The organism is Brucella sp. NBRC 113783 (assembly GCF_040372265.1).
Taxonomy (GTDB): Bacteria; Pseudomonadota; Alphaproteobacteria; order Rhizobiales; family Rhizobiaceae; genus Brucella; species Brucella teleogrylli.
Genome location: NZ_BAABRX010000020.1, coordinates 22,446 through 37,631, shown reverse-complemented (window position 1 = coordinate 37,631; position 15,186 = coordinate 22,446). Strand labels below are relative to the sequence as shown.

The window sequence follows — 15,186 nt, the reverse complement described above, 5'->3', positions numbered from 1 at the left end:
TTGATTGGCGCTTCAGCTTCTCGGCAATAGCATTCAGAATCATGGGCTCGCTCCGCAACTTTCGGAGCGGCAAATTCCATGCCTATGGTCAACATACGGTTAAGCCCGAAAGTTTGCGACAAGCCCCTTGCGCGCCGTCAGGTGCCCCTCGTTCTGCAACTGCTGCAGGGCCTGGCGCAGCGTGATGCGGGTGACGCCGAGGCTTGCTGCGAGATGCGTTTCTCCGGGCAACTGGCTGCCTGGCCTCAAGGTTCCGCCTTCGATCAGGCCAAGGATATGGTCGCGGATCTGCTGCCAGATCGGCATGTCGCTACGCGGGCCGAAGACCAGTCCGTCGAAGGCGGCGAGAGGGATTTCAGGCGTGTCGAGCATGATGGTTTCCGGTTCAGGCGGCAGCCGAGGCTATCGCGCGTTCGGTCTCTATCAGAGTCTGTGCCGAATAGACGAGCCGACCGCCGACGAAGGTTGCCATTACCTTCGGGTGGCGCATGTCCTTGGCATCCACGAGGATGAGGTCGGCGCGTTTTCCCTCTTCAAGCCGTCCCCGGTCTGACAGGCCGGCGGCGGCGGCGGCATTGGCCGACACGAGGTGCCAGACCTTGGCGAAGCCAGCATCGTCAGGGGATGCCAGCCGGAAGGCTGCATGCAGTGGGGACGGATAGTGGTAGTCGGAGGCGAGCACGCTGCAGAGCCCGTCGCGAACCGCTGTCGTTGCGTCGAGTGCGCCATTGTGGCTGCCACCGCGCACGACGTTGGGGGCGCCAAGAATGACATGTTCGCCGGCGGCGCGGGCTTCGGCAGCCGTCTCCAGCGTTAGCGGAAACTCCGAAGACACGGCCCCCAGTGCCCGGAAATGTCGGCGCTCTTCGGGAGACGCCTCGTCATGGGCGAGGAGTACGTTGCCGTTGTCGCGTGCTGCTGCCGCGAGCTTTTCGATGGCACCGGCCACATCTTTGCGCCGTGCCCAGACGTCGTCGAGTAGCGCCATGTAATCATTACGCGACAAGCCGGAGCGCTCGGCCATCTGGCCGATCTTGCGGGCGATCGCCCCCTTCAGCACCGAACCCGTCGTATGGTCGTTCAGGGCCACGAGCGGCTTCGGATCGAGCAACAGCCATTCGATCACCTGCGACAGCGCATCGAGCGCGAAGGTCTCCCAGCGCAGGTGCAGGCGGGTATCGCAGGCCAGATGCGGGCGTGCAGCGGCAAGTGCGGTGACGAAGTCGCCAGCGGCCTGCAGCGAACGAAGGCCGGGCTCCCAGGACACCGTTACGCCGTGAAAGGCTGTGGTGATGCCGTTGGTCACCAGTTGTCGGTCAGTGTCGCGCAGTGCCAAGCCGACGTCGAAGCGCACGCCCGGTCGCGGCATGATCTGCCGCTCGAAGCCGTCACCATGGATATCGACAATCCCCGGCAGGACGAGCAGGCCTGCGGCGTCGATCTCGCGCCCACCATTGCCCCTGTCCGACAGCATGCCGCCCTCGACGAAGAGGTCAGTGTGTTTGAGTCTCTCGGTGCCCAGAACGGTGCCGTTGCGGATGGTCCAGTTCATCGCGTCTCTCCGTTTTGTTTTTCGCCCTGGGGCCGGAAAACTGTCACGTGCCCGTCACGTCTGGTCGCTAGGGATAGTCGCAGAAGATGCTCCTGTCTATACAGCAAAGGAAGATATCATGATCCGCTCCCTTCTCGCAGCCTGTGCAATCTCTCTGGTCTCCCTCGCGCCGGCCGCGGCCGAGAGTGTCAAATTCGCCGTCACCGACATCGAGGGCATGGAAGCCCTGCAGCAGAAATTCGGCGGCTTTCAAAAAGCGCTTGAGCAGGCCTCCGGTCTGGAAATCGAGCTCTTTCCGGTCAGTTCGCGCACCTCTGCCGTCGAAGCTCTGAATTCCGGACAGGTCGACCTCGTCCTCACCGGCCCGGCCGAATACGTCGTCATGAAGGAACTTGCACAGCCGCAGATCGTCGTCGCCTGGCAGCGTCCGGACTACTTCGCCCAGATCGCCGTCTTGGCCAATGGTCCAATCCGCTCGATCGAGGATCTCAAGGGCAAGAAGGTATCCTTCGGCTCGGTCGGATCCACCTCCACGCATCTCGGTCCGGCCCAGGCACTGTCTGATTTCGGCCTCAAATACAATGAAGACTACGAGCCTGTGATCCTCGCCCGCAACGTTGCCGCCGAAGCGCTGATCCGTGGCGACATCGCCGCCATCAGCCTAAATTTCGGCCACCTTGCCTCCGTCCGCGAAGCCTTCCCGGATGTCGCTTTTGCCGTGGTTGCCCGTGGCCGTGACCTGCCGAACGACATCCTAGTTGCCCGTAAGGACCTGGCCGAGGAAACCGTCGCAAAGATCCGTACGGCCTTCGTCGAAAAGGGCACAGACATCATGGCCGCCGTTCTCCAGGGCGAAGACAACCAGAAATTCAAGGGTGGCTTCTTCCTGACCGACGTCAAGGACAGCGACTACGACTACGTCCGCTCGATGTATCGGACGATTGGCGTCGATACGTTCAACGACTTCGTCAACTGAGCGGGCCCAACCCGATCCTGCCATCGGGCCGGCGCCACCAGCGCCGGCTCCACGCCATATCCGCAGAAAGAATACCACGATGGACGTTATCAGCACGCAGGGCCTGAAGAAGGGTTATGCCAACGGAAAGCCGGTGTTTTCCGGTGTCGACATCCGCATCCGAAGCGGGGAGCGCGTGGCGCTGGTCGGCGCCAACGGTGTGGGCAAGTCGACACTGCTCAAGTGCCTGATCGGCCACACGCCGTTCTGCGATGGTGAGATCTCGACACTCGGCGAAGCCTTCCGCAGTGCGCCGAGCGGTCCGCAGCTCAAGCGCATGCGCCAGCAGATCGGCTTCGTCTTCCAGCACCACGGCCTCGTGCGTCGGCAGTCGGTGCTGACCAATGTCGTTCACGGCAAGCTTGGCCTTCCCGGCACCTGGCGCGCCTGGCACCAGGCGATCGCCGAACGCGAATGCCGGGAAGAGGCGATGGACGCGCTTGATCAGGTGAAGCTCTCCCACAAGGCGACCGCACGCGCCGACGAACTCTCCGGCGGTCAGGCGCAGCGCGTCGCGATCGCCCGCGCCTTGGTGCGCAAGCCCAGGCTGATGATCGCCGACGAGCCGGCTGCCAGCCTCGATCCGACGGCGGGTCGCGACGTGATGGCGCTGTTTTCTGATCTCGTCCGGGAACGGGGCATAACGCTGGTCCATACGACCCACGACATGGAGCATGCGCTGAGCTTTGCCGACCGGATCGTGGCGTTGAAGGCCGGCCACGTGCATTTCGACCTTCCGGTGGCCGAAGTCGACCGCAAACGCCTGGAGGGCGTGTTTCATGCGTGAGGTCGCACCCGCCCGTTTTTTCCGCGCCTCGCCGTTTGTTTTTGCCATCCTCGTCGCTCTTGGTGCGCTGCTCGTCGTCTCGGCCACGCAGGTGGCGCCAACGCCGAGCCAGCTTCTGAACGGTGCGCCACGGATGGCGAACCTGATTGAGCGCATGCTGCGGCCGAGCTTTGAACCCGGTTTTCTGATGCGCGTCACCTGGCGCACGATTGAGACGCTGCAGATCGCCTTCGTCGGCACCGTCATCGGCGTGCTGCTCAGTCTGCCGATCGCCTGGCTCGCTTCGCGCACGCTGTCGCCGATCGGGCCCTTCCGACACGTCTTCAAGGTAATGATCTCGCTCTTCCGCACCGTGCCGGACATGGTCTGGGCGCTGCTCTTCGTCGCCTCCATCGGGCTTGGCGCGGTGGCCGGCACCATGACCATCATCATCGACACGATCGGCTTCTGCGGTCGCTTCTTCGCCGAAGCGATCGAGGATGCTGACAAGGAGCCGCAGGAGGCTCTGTTCTCCGCCGGTGCGGGACGTTTTTCTGTGCTCTCCGGCGCCGTCGTGCCCGATATCATGCCGTCCTTGATCAACACTTCGCAGTTCGCGCTTGAAAAGGCGGTCCGCTCGTCGGTGGTGCTCGGCCTCGTAGGTGCCGGCGGCATCGGCCAGGAACTGAAAGTCGCCTTCGACCTTTTCCAGTACCGCAACGCCTCGACCATCATCCTCGTGATCTTCGTGATCGTTCTGGTGATGGAGCTTGCGACCGACCGGCTGCGGCAGAAGGCGCAATGAGGCGGCCGGCATGCACCTCATAAAGTGCCTTCAGATAATCTCACCAGTCCTTGAAGCATAACGCGAACGCTTTCGTTGGCAGAGTCGATGGGAGCGGACAGTCTTGTGTCGGCCCCGATCCGGTCACCACTAGGCTTGGAGCCAATGTCCGCTTGGTGCACAGGCGACGTGACGCCGCCACTGAGCATATGGTTCCGCTGCCTGAGGCGGCGAAGTCAGAAAAGCCGGCGAATGAGCTGGACGGAATTCGAGCCCTTGACCGCACGCTTCGAACTGCCAGTCCCACGTATAGCTCGAACTTGGGAGAAGGCCAGGAGGTGACGCGGTTTACTCTCGGGAAGAGCCGGGTGCGGGAAATCCGCCCGCTCGGATCTGTGAGGGAGAAGCTGAATGGCATAGCTACTCGACCATGAACAAGGCCTCGGCTTCCGTGGTTTGGGTCGATATGGTTGGCGCGAATGTGTCCCGGCGATATCTGTCGATGAAGGCATTGATCGAGAGTGTGCGGATGTCAGGAAGGCGGCCGCGCAGCGTGTCGTGGTGCCAGTCCCACCAAGCGATATCGAGCAGTGCTGCGGCCTGCTCCTCGTTGAAGCGTCGCTTGATTGCCCTTGCGGGAACACCACCGACGATTGTGTAAGGTTCGACATCCTTCGAGACGACCGCACCGGCGCCGATCACCGCGCCGGTGCCGATCGTCACGCCGGCAAGTACCGTGACGCCGTGGCCGATCCACACGTCGTGGCCGATGGTCACCCAGTGATCCTTGCGCCATTGGAAGAACTCGGTGTCGTCTTCGCCCAGCCCGTATTGTGCTGCACGGTAGGTGAAATGGTGCTGGCTCGCGCGCCAGGTGGCGTGGTTGCCCGGGTTAATGCGCGCACCTTCGGCAATCGAGCAGAACTTGCCGATGGTCGACCATACGACGTTGCCGCCCTTGACGATGTAGGAATAGTCACCGAACTGACTTTCCCGCATGCTGACATGGGCCTGGATCTCGGTCCATTTGCCGAGTTCGCAGCCGACGACCGTCGCCGTTTCATGGATGGTCGGAGCTTCCGACAGCATTTTCATTTCGCGTGTTCCCATTTGCCGATGAACCGCTCGCGGATTGCGCCGGAGAGGGCGTCGATGACATAGACCATGGCGATGATCAGGAAGATGATCGACCAAGCCTCGTCCCATCGATAGGCGCCGATGCGGTCGGAGAGGATGAAGCCGATGCCGCCGGCGCCGACAATGCCGAGAATGGTACCTGAGCGGACATTGGATTCGAAGTTGTAGAGGGTGATTGAAAGAAGCACCGGCCAGACCTGCGGCAGCATCCCGAAGCGGATGGCCTGGGAGCGAGACCCTCCGGAGGCAACAACGCCCTCGACGGGCTTCTTGGAGATGTTCTCGATCGCCTCGGCGTAGAGCTTGGCAAGAACACCGATTTCGCCCACCGCGATCGCGAGCACTCCGGGAAGCGGGCCGAGGCCGAAGGCGCGGATGAAGACGAGCGCCAGGATCAGCGTCTCGAAGGCGCGTATGATGTCAAAGCCTCGCCGAACGCCGAAGCGGAAGAAGGCGAACCGGTTGATGTTTTTGGCGCCGAGAAAGGAGAGCGGAAAGGCAACCACGGCGCCAAGCAGCGTCCCGAGAAAGGCCATGGCGAGCGTTTCGCCGAGGCCCGTCAGGATATCGCTTACCTGATCCCATTCCGTCCAGATATGGGGTGGGAACATGAAGGAGAGAACGCGCCCGAGGCGGCTAAGACCGTTGATGATGCGTTCTGGCGTGAAGCCGAAATCATAGAGGCACCAGGCAAACAGCGCGGTAAAGCCGAGCATCAAACCCCAGCGCTTCAGCCGCATCTCCATGGACGGACGGAAGGCGAGCGGCATGGACTGGCGCAGCGCCAAGATTTCCGCGCGGGTAACGGTTGTCATCAGTGGATCCTTTCCATGCCGATGATCCGGTGGCGCAGCTTTTCCGAGCCCCAGTCGATCACAAAGACTGTGACGAAGACGATGATGAAGAGCGCCGACAAATCGGTGTATTCCTGCAACGATACGGCAGTGCGAAGCTCCTGACCCAGGCCGCCGGCGCCGACATAGCCGATGATCGAGGACGAACGCACATTGATCTCGAAACGCAGCAGCGTGTAGCTGATGATGTTCGGCAGGATCTGCGGCACCGCGCCATAGCGTATCTGGTCAGCCCTGCTGCCGCCCGCCGATTTGACGCCCTCCAGCGGGCGCATGTCGATGTTCTCGTTCACTTCCGAATAGAGCTTGCCGAGCGCCCCGCAGGTATGGAGCGCGATCGCCAACACGCCCGCCATCGGGCCGACCCCGAAACAGAAGACGAAGATCAGCGCGAATACCAGTTCCGGCACCGTACGGGCAATTTCGAGATAGCGGCGCGACAGCCAGAGCATCCACCTGCTGGGTGAGAGGTTGCGCGCCGCCGGGAAGGACATGACGAAGCCGCCGGCCACCCCAAGGGCGGTCGCCATAAAGGCAATGAGCACGGTTTCGAGGAGGAGCCAGCCCCAGACCTTCCACCGCCAGAACCACGCGGCGAGGTCTGCACCAAGCGTTTCCGACGACAGCTGAGGAACGGTCTTGGCAAGGTATTCGCCGAGCCGTGGCAAGCCTGCGAGCAGGATCCAGCGTTCGGCTCTGCTGCCGTCAGACAGCGTGATCTGGCTGACTTTGAGGAGATTGGAGAAATCGGCTGTCACAACAAAGGCGATCAGCAGAGCCGCCGTCACGACGAGGAAGGTCAGCCGCCCGCGGGCGCGGTGGCGGGCATAGGCGCGTTCGAAATCCAGCACCGCCTGGGAAGGGGCTGCGGCAGGGGCGAAGGTCATGACGTTTCCCTGTAAAAAAGGGGCGATCCCTGTCGAGATCGCCCCGTCTGCGTTTCGCTCGGGATCAGCTCTTGCGCTGGGCCTTCAGCCAGGCGCGCATGTCGACGATCCACTGGTAGCGGTCATGGTCAACTTCGACGTAGCCCTTGGCCGTCGAGTTTTCGGCGCCGGTCATTTCCTTGAAGGCTGCCGGATCGGCTGTCGGCACGTTCTTCACGGCATCCTTCATGGCGCTGACCATTTCTGCCGGCAGGTTCCTGCGGGCGGTGAAGGGGCCGGACGTGATCTCGGGCGACTCCCAGATCCAGCAGACTTCGCCGGCCTTGATCATGCCCTTGGAGACCATGCGCTGGGGAATGCCGCTCTTCTCGTTGTTGATATAGGTGGCGGCTGCATCAAACTGGCCGTTGACGACGCCTTGAACGCCGGCCTCGTGGCTGCCGGAGAATGGCGTTGCCGAGAAATAGGTCGAGGGCTCGAAGCCCTGCTGCACGAGGTTGTAGTTCGGAACGGCATAGCCGCTGGTGGAATCCGGATCGGCAAAGGCCAACACCTTGCCCTTAAGGTCCTCGATCTTCTTATAGGGGCTGTCGCAGCGCACCGTAATGACCGAGAAATAGCCGGTAGAATCGTCTTCCTGAACCGCGGTCAGCAGTGGAACGACGCCGCCGTCGGTCTCGGTATAGGCGGCTGCATAGGCCGAGGAGCCGAGGAAGGCGAATTCGATCTGGTCAGCGGCGAGTGCCTGGACGACGCCGTCGTAGTTGCCAGCGGTGAAGAGCTCGACGTCGATGCCGAGGGTCTTTTCAAGATAGGCCTCAAAAGGCTTGTAACGAGCAACACGATCCTTCTCGTTCTCGCCGGACAAAACGCCGAAGCGAACGACCTTGTAGTCGGACTTCCAGTCGGCAGCGATGGTCGGCAGGGCAAAAAGCGTGAGGAGGGCTGTGGCGGCGATGAGACGCATTGGTATTCTCCCAGAGGTTGATCAGGCCGGAACCGCCGACCGGATGGAGGTCGAGGTGATGGATTCGTTGAACTCGGTGAGGCCGGAACTGCCGTAGATGTCGCGAACGACCTCGTCGGTGAGGTTGCGGGCGCTGCCGTCAAACATGACGAGGCCGGAGCGCATGGCGACGATGCGGTCACAATAGGCGCGCGCCGTGTCGAGCGTGTGCAGGTTGACGATAACGGTGATGCCGTCCTCGATGTTGATGGTGCGCAGCGCCTCCATGACGCGCATGGCGTTGCCGGGGTCGAGGCTGGCGATCGGTTCGTCGGCAAGCAGGATACGCGGCTCCTGCAGGAGTGCGCGGGCGATGGCAACGCGCTGTTGCTGACCGCCTGAAAGCGTGCCGGCGCGCTGCAGGGCCTGCGGGGCGAGATCGAGCCGGTCGAGCGCACGGATCGCCAATGCACGTTCGGCGTCGGAAAAGCGCATCGCCATGGAGCTCGCGAAACCATGCGAGGAGATGCGGCCGACCAGCACGTTGGTCAGCACGTCGAGCCGCTCGATCAGATTGAATTGCTGAAATATCATCGCGCATTCGCGACGCCACTGGCGCAGCGCTCGTCCGTTGAGCGACGTGATCTGGCGCTCGCCGAAATGGACGCTGCCGTCCGTCGGGTCGATCAGCCGGTTGATTAGGCGCAGAAGCGTGGACTTGCCGGCACCCGAGCGGCCAATGACGCCTACAAACTCTCCGGCGGCGATGTCGAGACTGACACCGTCGACGGCTCTGGTCGGGCCGAAGCTGCGGCCGAGATTGCGAAGGGAGAGCGTGTTCTTTTCCATGAAGCGATCATGGAGCGCCTCTGTGAGGGGTCTGAGTAGCAACGGAACAGAAAACCTACATAAGGATTTCACGGCTCGTCATCGGGGTCGGCGGTTTTCGGATCGCGTAGAGGCCTGAGTTCGCCTCGGGCCACGAAATCGGGGAGCGTGAAGGCGTATCGACCAAGCATGTTGACGTGACGGAAGCCGAGCGGCGAGAGACGCGTGACATCCTCCGGCTTGACGTCGTAGCCTTCAGTCAAGAGCTGGTTGACGGCTGCATCCGTGTAGATCGTGTTCCAGAGCACGACGAGATTGACGACCAGGCCGAGTGCTCCGAGCTGATCTTCCTGTCCCTCATGATAGCGCTGCCGCAGTTCACCACGTTTTCCATGAAAAATGACGCGGGCGAGCTGGTGGCGACCCTCACCTCGATTGAGCTGGACGAGAATACGGCGCCTGTAGCTTTCATCATCAATGAAGCGCAGGAGGTAGAGCGTCTTGATAAGGCGGCCGAGTTCCTGCAGGGCGCGAGCGAGACGGGTTGGCCGGTCATTGGTCTGGAGGGTTCGGGTGAGGCCAGCGGCCTGGACGACGCCGAGTTTGAGGGAGCCGGCAAGCCGCAACAGATCGTCCCAATGCTCGATGATCAGCTTCATGTTGATCCTGTTCGCCGCGAGATCGTCGAGGATGCCGTAGTTGGCTTTTGCATCGGCGCGCCAGAATCTTGCCCCGCCGACATCTGCGATGCGAGGGCTGAACTGGTATCCGAGCAGATAAAAGATGCCGAAGACGGTGTCGGTATATCCGGCCGTGTCGGTCATGATCTCGGTGGGCTGAAGCTCGGTCTCCTGTTCCAGCACGACGGCGAGGAGGTTGAGGCTGTCGCGCAGGGTGCCTGGAACGGTCATGGCGTTGAGGCCGGTAAACTGATCTGAAGCGAGATTGTACCAGGTGATACCGCGCTCCTGCCCAAAATATCGCGGATTGGGGCCGGAATGAATGGTGCGGACCGGCACGACGAACCGCAATCCATCGGCGGACGCCACTTCACCGCCGCCCCATTTTCTCGCCAGGGGGATGGCGTTTTGCGCCGCGACCAGAGCGGCGTTTGCGGCGGTCAGCGTCTCGGCGCGCAGGAAGTTCTGCTTGACCCAGCTGAGCCGGGAGCGTCGAAGTGCCGGGGTATCGATGCGAACCAGCGGCTCGAATCCGGTATTGGTCGCTTCGGCGACAAGAACGGCGCAGATGCTGGTTGCGATGTTTTCCGCGCGTGAGCCGCCCTCGCTGGCGTGGGTGAAGAGATCGGCAAAGCCGGTTTTCGCATGCATTTCCATGATCAGTTCGGGCAGATCGAGCCGAGGCAGACGCGCATCGATCGCGGCGCGCAGCGCGATGAGGCTAGGCGGTTCCTCGATCTTTTCCAGGCGATCGAGGGACAGGTCCGAGCCTTCCGAGGTATTGATGATGGTGACGGCCGGGTTCAGCGGGACACGATCGGCGGTTTCCCTATAGGCTCGGTCTAGCCGGCTCGACAAACGCCCGAGTTCTTCGTCAGCAACGGTGGACACTCCGACGGTGCGGCAGACCGTCGGACGTGCAGCTTCCCATGCTGGACCTGATAGCAGCCCCTTGCGCGGATCGGCATACCGCAGTGAGTGAACCGGAAAGATGTCGCGCCGGCGAATGGCGCGGCGCAGTTCGTCCAGGATGCAGAGCCGATATCCTGTCAGATCGACAGCGCCATCGGCAGTCTTGAGTTGGGTCTGCCATGCCTTTGGCGCAAAGGCTGTTGGTGGTGGGCCGGCGCGCTTGCGGCCGGAATGAACCACACGGAGATAATCAATGGCCTCCAGCAAGGGCCGGCCGGCGGGAGCCGCGCCGAGATCGAGGCCGGCGAGCAGTCCCGGCGTATAGGCAATCTTGCGATTGTGCTTCCTGAGTTCGGTAAAGTAGGTGTCGTCGTGAGGTTCCGCGAGGGTGCCGACACGCTCGACGGCCGCGTCAAGCGCCTGCCTGTCGATCAGGTCGAAGATTGCGGTGCGGACTGCATCGTCGGGCGTTTCGGGATCGAGAATGACGATCGCCGCGTCGCGTAACTTCAGTGCCGCTGCATCCAGGTCTCGCAGCGACCGCAATCTTGCCAGCTTGGCGGCCGACGACGCCTCCGACACCATCGATGTCGTAACCGCGTCGAACAGATCGATGACATCATCCCCGGCCGATGCTTCGAGTGTTCGAATAAAGGCCAGCAGGGTTGCAGCGCGCCGGTCGGCCGGCAGACGCGAAACGGCCTGAGCCTTTGCAGCGCTGGCAAACCGCGCCAGCGCCGTGACTTTACCCGGTGGCAGCCGATCGAGCGACGGCAGGCCGCTTGCGAGGGTGCGAATCTCTTCCAGACGGCCGAGTGCACGGCTGATCTCCCGCCCGCTCTGAATGTACGGTCCATCGCGCAGCCGGTCGAGCGGGCTTTGCCGACTGCCTTCGGAAACAGCGACCAGGCTATCCAGTCGCGCACGCTGCTCGGGCGTCATCGACTCGATCAGCAATCTATGCAGCCGGCTGTTCGCCCGTGTGCGAACCCTTGCCACGGCCCTTTCCAGCACAGACAGGCCCGGCAGCAGGACCTTGGCTTCCAGCAACCATGCGACGGCCCGGTCGAAGAGAGCCGACGGTCGGTCCGATCCCGTCCAGCACAGGGCGTAAAGAAAGCGGTTGAGACGGAACGCGACACCGAAATCGGTATAGGTTCGGTAGCCGTAGTGCTGACGAATGCGAGGCGCATGGCGCCAGCGCCCTTCGCTGCGGGCATATTCGGCAATCAACTCTTCGGGCTCGGTGAGCGAAAGCTGGCGGGCGGTGAAGCGCAGGGCCGGAACAGGTGCCTCTGTGGGGTCTTCCGGAAAGGTGCCGAGTATGCGCAACGATCCGAGCTGGACGGCGACGCCCAGACGATTGTGATCGCCGCGATGCAAGGCGACGAACGCACGATCGGCGTCATCGAGGTGGAAATAGCGAGCCAGTTGATCCGGGGTAAGCTCGTCGGGAAAACAGCCATATTCCCGCGCCTGGCTCTCGCTCAGATATCCTACCGGCACGGTCTTTTACGCCTGCATGCTATTGTCGCGTTTCGCTCGACGCTTGCTTGCCAGCAGATCACTTGCCCGCTCGCGAGGCTTTCCCTTGGCATCGACGTAGGCATAGAGCGTCGACAACGACACACCGAGTTCAGCCGCGACATCACGCGCAGCGTTGTCGCGATCTGCCATCATGGCCATGGCCGCCTTCAGCTTCTTCAGTGTCATGACGCGCGGGCGCCCACCAGCCCGGCCTCGGGCACGCGCCGCTGCCAGCCCCGCCATGGTGCGTTCGTGGATGAGATCGCGCTCGAACTCCGCCAGGGTGGCAAAGATGCCGAAGACGAGGCGCCCGGTTGTCGTCGTGGTGTCTACGTCGCCGGTCAGGACCTTCAGGCCGATCCCTTGCTTCTGAAGGTCGCTGACCAGGCCGACCACATGGGCAAGCGAGCGGCCGATGCGATCGAGCTTCCACACTACCAGAGCGTCACCAGCCCGCGCGATCTCAAGCGCTTTAGCCAAACCCGGCCGTTCTGTTGCACGGCCCGAGCATACGTCGTCGAAAATCTTCTCACATCCGGCGCGTTCAAGACCGTCGCGTTGGAGATCGAGATTCTGCTCGATGGTCGAAACCCGCATATAACCAATCAGCATCGGCGCTCCCCGTTTCACATTAACTTAGACGGCAGAGAGTTTATCGGCTATAGGTTTCTGCACGGGTATTTATAGAATTTGACCGCTCTGCGGAAATTGTTGCGATCTGCTTTGCGGCGTCACATCAAACCGGGGTTTGTTGCGACGTTCGGGCAGGGCTTTTGTGGATGCCACCGGCGGGGCAAAATCTCTTGCGAGCGAAACGTGATGACTGACAACGACGACCACCAGGATGTCGCGGACCTGCAGCCAGAAGATAAGATGGGCTTTGCTGTTCCGAAGACACCGACCCACTCGCTCATGCTTTTGAACAGCTACATGCGCACCGACATGCTGCAACACATCCATTTGCGCCTTCATAAGATGAGGGCTGAGGACGGACCTGGTTCGCCGTTGCATCATATGGCGAAAAGCCTCGAACAGGTTATCGACACCTGGGGCGACATCAATCTGTTCGAGTGTTTTACCCGCAACCAATTCCACATCGATCCGGATTACGAGTTTCGGCCGGAGCAGGATTACCCCCACGACATCAGGCTGATGAAGCATCACCTCAAATGCCACAGGAAAACGATCAAGGAGCTGGGCCGCTGGCGCTGACCGCTGAGCTGTGAAATCCCTTATGTAGGTTTTCTGTTCCGTTGCTACTCAGACCCCTGTGACAGCGACATATCATCCGAATGAATTTAAATTGGAGGATTTGCGACAGTTCTGTAGCAGCCTCAGCGGCGCTCCAAGCCCTGTAGACAAGGGCAAAAGAGAAACGGGCCGCGCAATGCACGGCCCGTCTCACAGTGATAGGCTCCCTCGCGATCTTACGCTGCGCGGGCTAAAGTGAGCGAACCGTCGGAATAGATTTTGCGGCCGCCCCGGAAGACGCAGCGGACATGGCCGATGCCGTTGTCGTCGGCGACAAGGAGGTCGGCTTTTTTTCCGACTGCGATCTCGCCGCGATCGGAAAGCCCGAGCGCCTGGGCTGGATTGGACGTCGCCAGCCGGCAGGCACCGGAAAGTCCGTGCTTGTCGGTTTTTGACAGTTCCAGCACCGCCGGCAGGATGGCCGAGGGATGATAATCGGCGGCCAGGATATCCAGCAGTCCGGCGGCATGAGCGTCGCGCGCCGAAAGATTGCCTGAATAGGACTGTCCGCGCAGCGCGTTTGGCGCGCCCATGGCGTTCATCAGGCCGAGCCTCTTCGCCTCGGCGGCGGCCTCGAGGGTGACCGGGAACTCGCTGATCAGGACGCCAAGCGAGTGCATCAACTGCACCTTGGCCACGGTGTCGTCGTCGTGGCTGGCGATCACCACACCATGGGCATGGCAGGCTTTGGAGATCGCATCCAGCGTATGCGTCATTACGTCGGCAGGCTGGGTGCGTTCCTCGATGCGCCGCGCGATCGACTGTGCGGCCTCTTCGAGGCTCGTGCCCTTGTCGCGGGCGAGCCTTTCGACGTGGCGCTCCACATTGCGATACTGACCCTGTCCCGGCGTACGATCGTTGAGCGAGATCAGATCTACGGAACCCTCGGCGATCAGCTCCTCGATCACGGCAAGCGCCTTGGGGAAGGTGATTTCGAAGCGGGCATGGACTTTGTGATCGACCAATAGCTGGTCGCGCATGGTCTTGATAGCGCGAATGACGCTGCTGGTGTGCTCGTAGCTGCGCAGGTGCCCGTAGGTCGAAGCCGGGCTAAAGGATAGCGCGGCATAGGCGGTCGTGACGCCGGAAACAGCAAGACGGCGGTCGAGATCGCGCAGACCGAGCTCAAGCGGCATGCGCACATTCGGCCGTGGTTCCACCTCGCGTTCCACCATGTCGCCGTGCATGTCGATGAAGCCCGGCATAAGGATCAGGCCTTGCGCCGACATATCGGCATTGGCGACGGGTTTTTCCGAGATTTCGGCGATCATTCCGTCCTCGATGCGCACCGCAGCGTTCGGCAGCATGCGGTCTAGCAGCACCACCCGGCAATCAGAGATCCACATTGGCAAGTTCCTCAAAAGCATGAAGTTCGATTTCCCGGTCGATGAGACCCGCTACATCGCCCGGGTGGTGAAAGACGCCGATCATGGCGACACCCTGCGCCTTGAGGTCGGCGAGACGGTCGACCAGCGCCTTTCGGGCGCCGGCATCGAGGGAGGCCGTGGGCTCATCGAGCAGCAACAGCCGCTGCGGCAGGATGAGCGCTCGTGCGAGGTTCACCTTCTGCTGTTCGCCGCCGGAAAAGGTGGTGGGATAGGCTTTCCAGAGATTGCGCTTGACGCCGAAGGCCTCCAGCCAGCGCCGCGCCTCGACGAGCGCTTCTTCGTGCTGCATGCCCGCTTGGCGCAAGGGTTCGGCAACGATATCCTCGGCAGGAACCCGCGGACGGGCGATCAGGAATTGCGTGACGAAACCGATCTCACGCCGGCGCAGAAACGCGATATCGACATCGGCTGCCCTGGCAAGGTCGATGCGGCCTTCAGCCGTGTGATACCAGATCTGGCCCGCGCGTGGAAGGTAGCTGCGATAGAGGGTGCGCAGAAGCGTCGATTTTCCGACGCCGTTCGGGCCCCTCAAAAGCAGGAATTCGCCTGGTTTCAGTGTGAAACCAATATCGGAATATGCGTGAAGGTTCTGGTCGAGATGGTGCATGTGGAAGGTTTTCGAGAGGCCTTCCACCTCCAGGACGGGCTGCATGGCGGCC

Annotated in this window: 15 protein-coding genes; 4 read left to right on the top strand and 11 right to left on the bottom strand. The window is 61.9% G+C overall.

Annotated elements, in window-relative coordinates:
* Positions 1-99 precede the first annotated feature (99 nt).
* Both ABWW11_RS25025 and ABWW11_RS25020 read right to left on the bottom strand, forming a co-directional pair.
* A complete protein-coding gene (locus ABWW11_RS25025; RefSeq protein ID WP_024899096.1) occupies positions 100-372 on the bottom strand; it encodes a GntR family transcriptional regulator in 273 nt (90 codons plus the stop codon).
* A gap of 13 nt (positions 373-385) precedes the next feature.
* Positions 386-1,552: an alpha-D-ribose 1-methylphosphonate 5-triphosphate diphosphatase gene (locus ABWW11_RS25020; protein WP_024899095.1), complete on the bottom strand. Its 1,167-nt coding sequence runs from the start codon at positions 1,550-1,552 to the stop codon at positions 386-388.
* A gap of 118 nt (positions 1,553-1,670) precedes the next feature.
* Between ABWW11_RS25020 and ABWW11_RS25015 the strand changes: the two genes are divergently transcribed.
* The 3 genes from ABWW11_RS25015 (at position 1,671) to phnE (ABWW11_RS25005) (ending at position 4,138) form a co-directional block, all read left to right on the top strand.
* Positions 1,671-2,528: a PhnD/SsuA/transferrin family substrate-binding protein gene (locus tag ABWW11_RS25015; protein WP_125271698.1), complete on the top strand. Its 858-nt coding sequence runs from the start codon at positions 1,671-1,673 to the stop codon at positions 2,526-2,528.
* Between the two features lie 79 nt (positions 2,529-2,607).
* Positions 2,608-3,354, top strand: coding sequence for a phosphonate ABC transporter ATP-binding protein (locus tag ABWW11_RS25010; protein WP_024899093.1), 747 nt, complete (start codon positions 2,608-2,610; stop codon positions 3,352-3,354).
* On the top strand, positions 3,347-4,138 hold the full coding sequence (gene phnE, locus ABWW11_RS25005; RefSeq protein ID WP_024899092.1) for a phosphonate ABC transporter, permease protein PhnE: 792 nt from the start codon (positions 3,347-3,349) through the stop codon (positions 4,136-4,138). The genes ABWW11_RS25010 and phnE (ABWW11_RS25005) overlap by 8 nt, the downstream gene beginning before the upstream one ends.
* Positions 4,139-4,537: 399 nt before the next feature.
* Here the strand turns inward: phnE (ABWW11_RS25005) and ABWW11_RS25000 are convergent, their stop codons facing one another.
* The 7 genes from ABWW11_RS25000 to ABWW11_RS24970 all read right to left on the bottom strand — a co-directional run bounded on the left by ABWW11_RS25000 (position 4,538) and on the right by ABWW11_RS24970 (position 12,500).
* Positions 4,538-5,212 (bottom strand): DapH/DapD/GlmU-related protein, encoded by a 675-nt coding sequence (locus ABWW11_RS25000; protein WP_107327987.1) that lies wholly within the window; start codon positions 5,210-5,212, stop codon positions 4,538-4,540.
* Entirely contained in the window at positions 5,209-6,069 is an 861-nt protein-coding gene (gene phnE / locus ABWW11_RS24995) for a phosphonate ABC transporter, permease protein PhnE (protein WP_024899731.1), read from the bottom strand. The genes ABWW11_RS25000 and phnE (ABWW11_RS24995) overlap by 4 nt, the downstream gene beginning before the upstream one ends.
* Entirely contained in the window at positions 6,069-6,995 is a 927-nt protein-coding gene (gene phnE / locus ABWW11_RS24990; protein ID WP_024899730.1) for a phosphonate ABC transporter, permease protein PhnE, read from the bottom strand. The genes phnE (ABWW11_RS24995) and phnE (ABWW11_RS24990) overlap by 1 nt, the downstream gene beginning before the upstream one ends.
* A gap of 64 nt (positions 6,996-7,059) precedes the next feature.
* On the bottom strand, positions 7,060-7,962 hold the full coding sequence (gene phnD / locus ABWW11_RS24985) for a phosphonate ABC transporter substrate-binding protein (RefSeq protein ID WP_024899729.1): 903 nt from the start codon (positions 7,960-7,962) through the stop codon (positions 7,060-7,062).
* Positions 7,963-7,983: 21 nt separating this feature from the next.
* On the bottom strand, positions 7,984-8,790 hold the full coding sequence (gene phnC / locus ABWW11_RS24980; RefSeq protein ID WP_024899728.1) for a phosphonate ABC transporter ATP-binding protein: 807 nt from the start codon (positions 8,788-8,790) through the stop codon (positions 7,984-7,986).
* A gap of 68 nt (positions 8,791-8,858) precedes the next feature.
* Complete coding sequence (locus tag ABWW11_RS24975; protein WP_024899727.1) at positions 8,859-11,867, bottom strand: Tn3 family transposase; 3,009 nt, start codon at positions 11,865-11,867, stop codon at positions 8,859-8,861.
* 6 nt (positions 11,868-11,873) lie between these two features.
* A complete protein-coding gene (locus ABWW11_RS24970; RefSeq protein WP_024899726.1) occupies positions 11,874-12,500 on the bottom strand; it encodes a recombinase family protein in 627 nt (208 codons plus the stop codon).
* Positions 12,501-12,707: 207 nt separating this feature from the next.
* Between ABWW11_RS24970 and ABWW11_RS24965 the strand changes: the two genes are divergently transcribed.
* Positions 12,708-13,100: a hypothetical protein gene (locus ABWW11_RS24965; protein ID WP_024899725.1), complete on the top strand. Its 393-nt coding sequence runs from the start codon at positions 12,708-12,710 to the stop codon at positions 13,098-13,100.
* A 215-nt stretch (positions 13,101-13,315) separates the two neighbouring features.
* Here ABWW11_RS24965 and ABWW11_RS24960 read toward each other — a convergent pair whose 3' ends face one another.
* Positions 13,316-14,485, bottom strand: a complete 1,170-nt coding sequence (locus ABWW11_RS24960) for an alpha-D-ribose 1-methylphosphonate 5-triphosphate diphosphatase (protein ID WP_024899724.1) — start codon at positions 14,483-14,485, stop codon at positions 13,316-13,318.
* Positions 14,472-15,179 carry a phosphonate C-P lyase system protein PhnL gene (locus tag ABWW11_RS24955; protein ID WP_024899723.1) on the bottom strand — a complete coding sequence of 236 codons (708 nt, stop codon included), beginning with the start codon at positions 15,177-15,179 and terminating at the stop codon, positions 14,472-14,474. Before ABWW11_RS24955 ends, ABWW11_RS24960 begins: the two co-directional genes overlap by 14 nt.
* Between the last annotated feature and the right edge of the window lie 7 nt (positions 15,180-15,186).

Coding starts and splice junctions, on each gene's coding strand:
- ABWW11_RS24970 (WP_024899726.1), bottom strand. CDS start 12,500: ATGCTGATTGGTTATATGCGGGTTTCGACCATCGAGCAGAATCTCGAT.
- phnD (WP_024899729.1), bottom strand. CDS start 7,962: ATGCGTCTCATCGCCGCCACAGCCCTCCTCACGCTTTTTGCCCTGCCG.
- ABWW11_RS25000 (WP_107327987.1), bottom strand. CDS start 5,212: ATGAAAATGCTGTCGGAAGCTCCGACCATCCATGAAACGGCGACGGTC.
- phnE (WP_024899092.1), top strand. CDS start 3,347: ATGCGTGAGGTCGCACCCGCCCGTTTTTTCCGCGCCTCGCCGTTTGTT.
- ABWW11_RS24960 (WP_024899724.1), bottom strand. CDS start 14,485: ATGTGGATCTCTGATTGCCGGGTGGTGCTGCTAGACCGCATGCTGCCG.
- phnC (WP_024899728.1), bottom strand. CDS start 8,790: ATGGAAAAGAACACGCTCTCCCTTCGCAATCTCGGCCGCAGCTTCGGC.
- phnE (WP_024899731.1), bottom strand. CDS start 6,069: ATGACAACCGTTACCCGCGCGGAAATCTTGGCGCTGCGCCAGTCCATG.
- ABWW11_RS25015 (WP_125271698.1), top strand. CDS start 1,671: ATGATCCGCTCCCTTCTCGCAGCCTGTGCAATCTCTCTGGTCTCCCTC.
- ABWW11_RS25010 (WP_024899093.1), top strand. CDS start 2,608: ATGGACGTTATCAGCACGCAGGGCCTGAAGAAGGGTTATGCCAACGGA.
- phnE (WP_024899730.1), bottom strand. CDS start 6,995: ATGACCTTCGCCCCTGCCGCAGCCCCTTCCCAGGCGGTGCTGGATTTC.
- ABWW11_RS24955 (WP_024899723.1), bottom strand. CDS start 15,179: ATGCAGCCCGTCCTGGAGGTGGAAGGCCTCTCGAAAACCTTCCACATG.
- ABWW11_RS25020 (WP_024899095.1), bottom strand. CDS start 1,552: ATGAACTGGACCATCCGCAACGGCACCGTTCTGGGCACCGAGAGACTC.
- ABWW11_RS25025 (WP_024899096.1), bottom strand. CDS start 372: ATGCTCGACACGCCTGAAATCCCTCTCGCCGCCTTCGACGGACTGGTC.
- ABWW11_RS24965 (WP_024899725.1), top strand. CDS start 12,708: ATGACTGACAACGACGACCACCAGGATGTCGCGGACCTGCAGCCAGAA.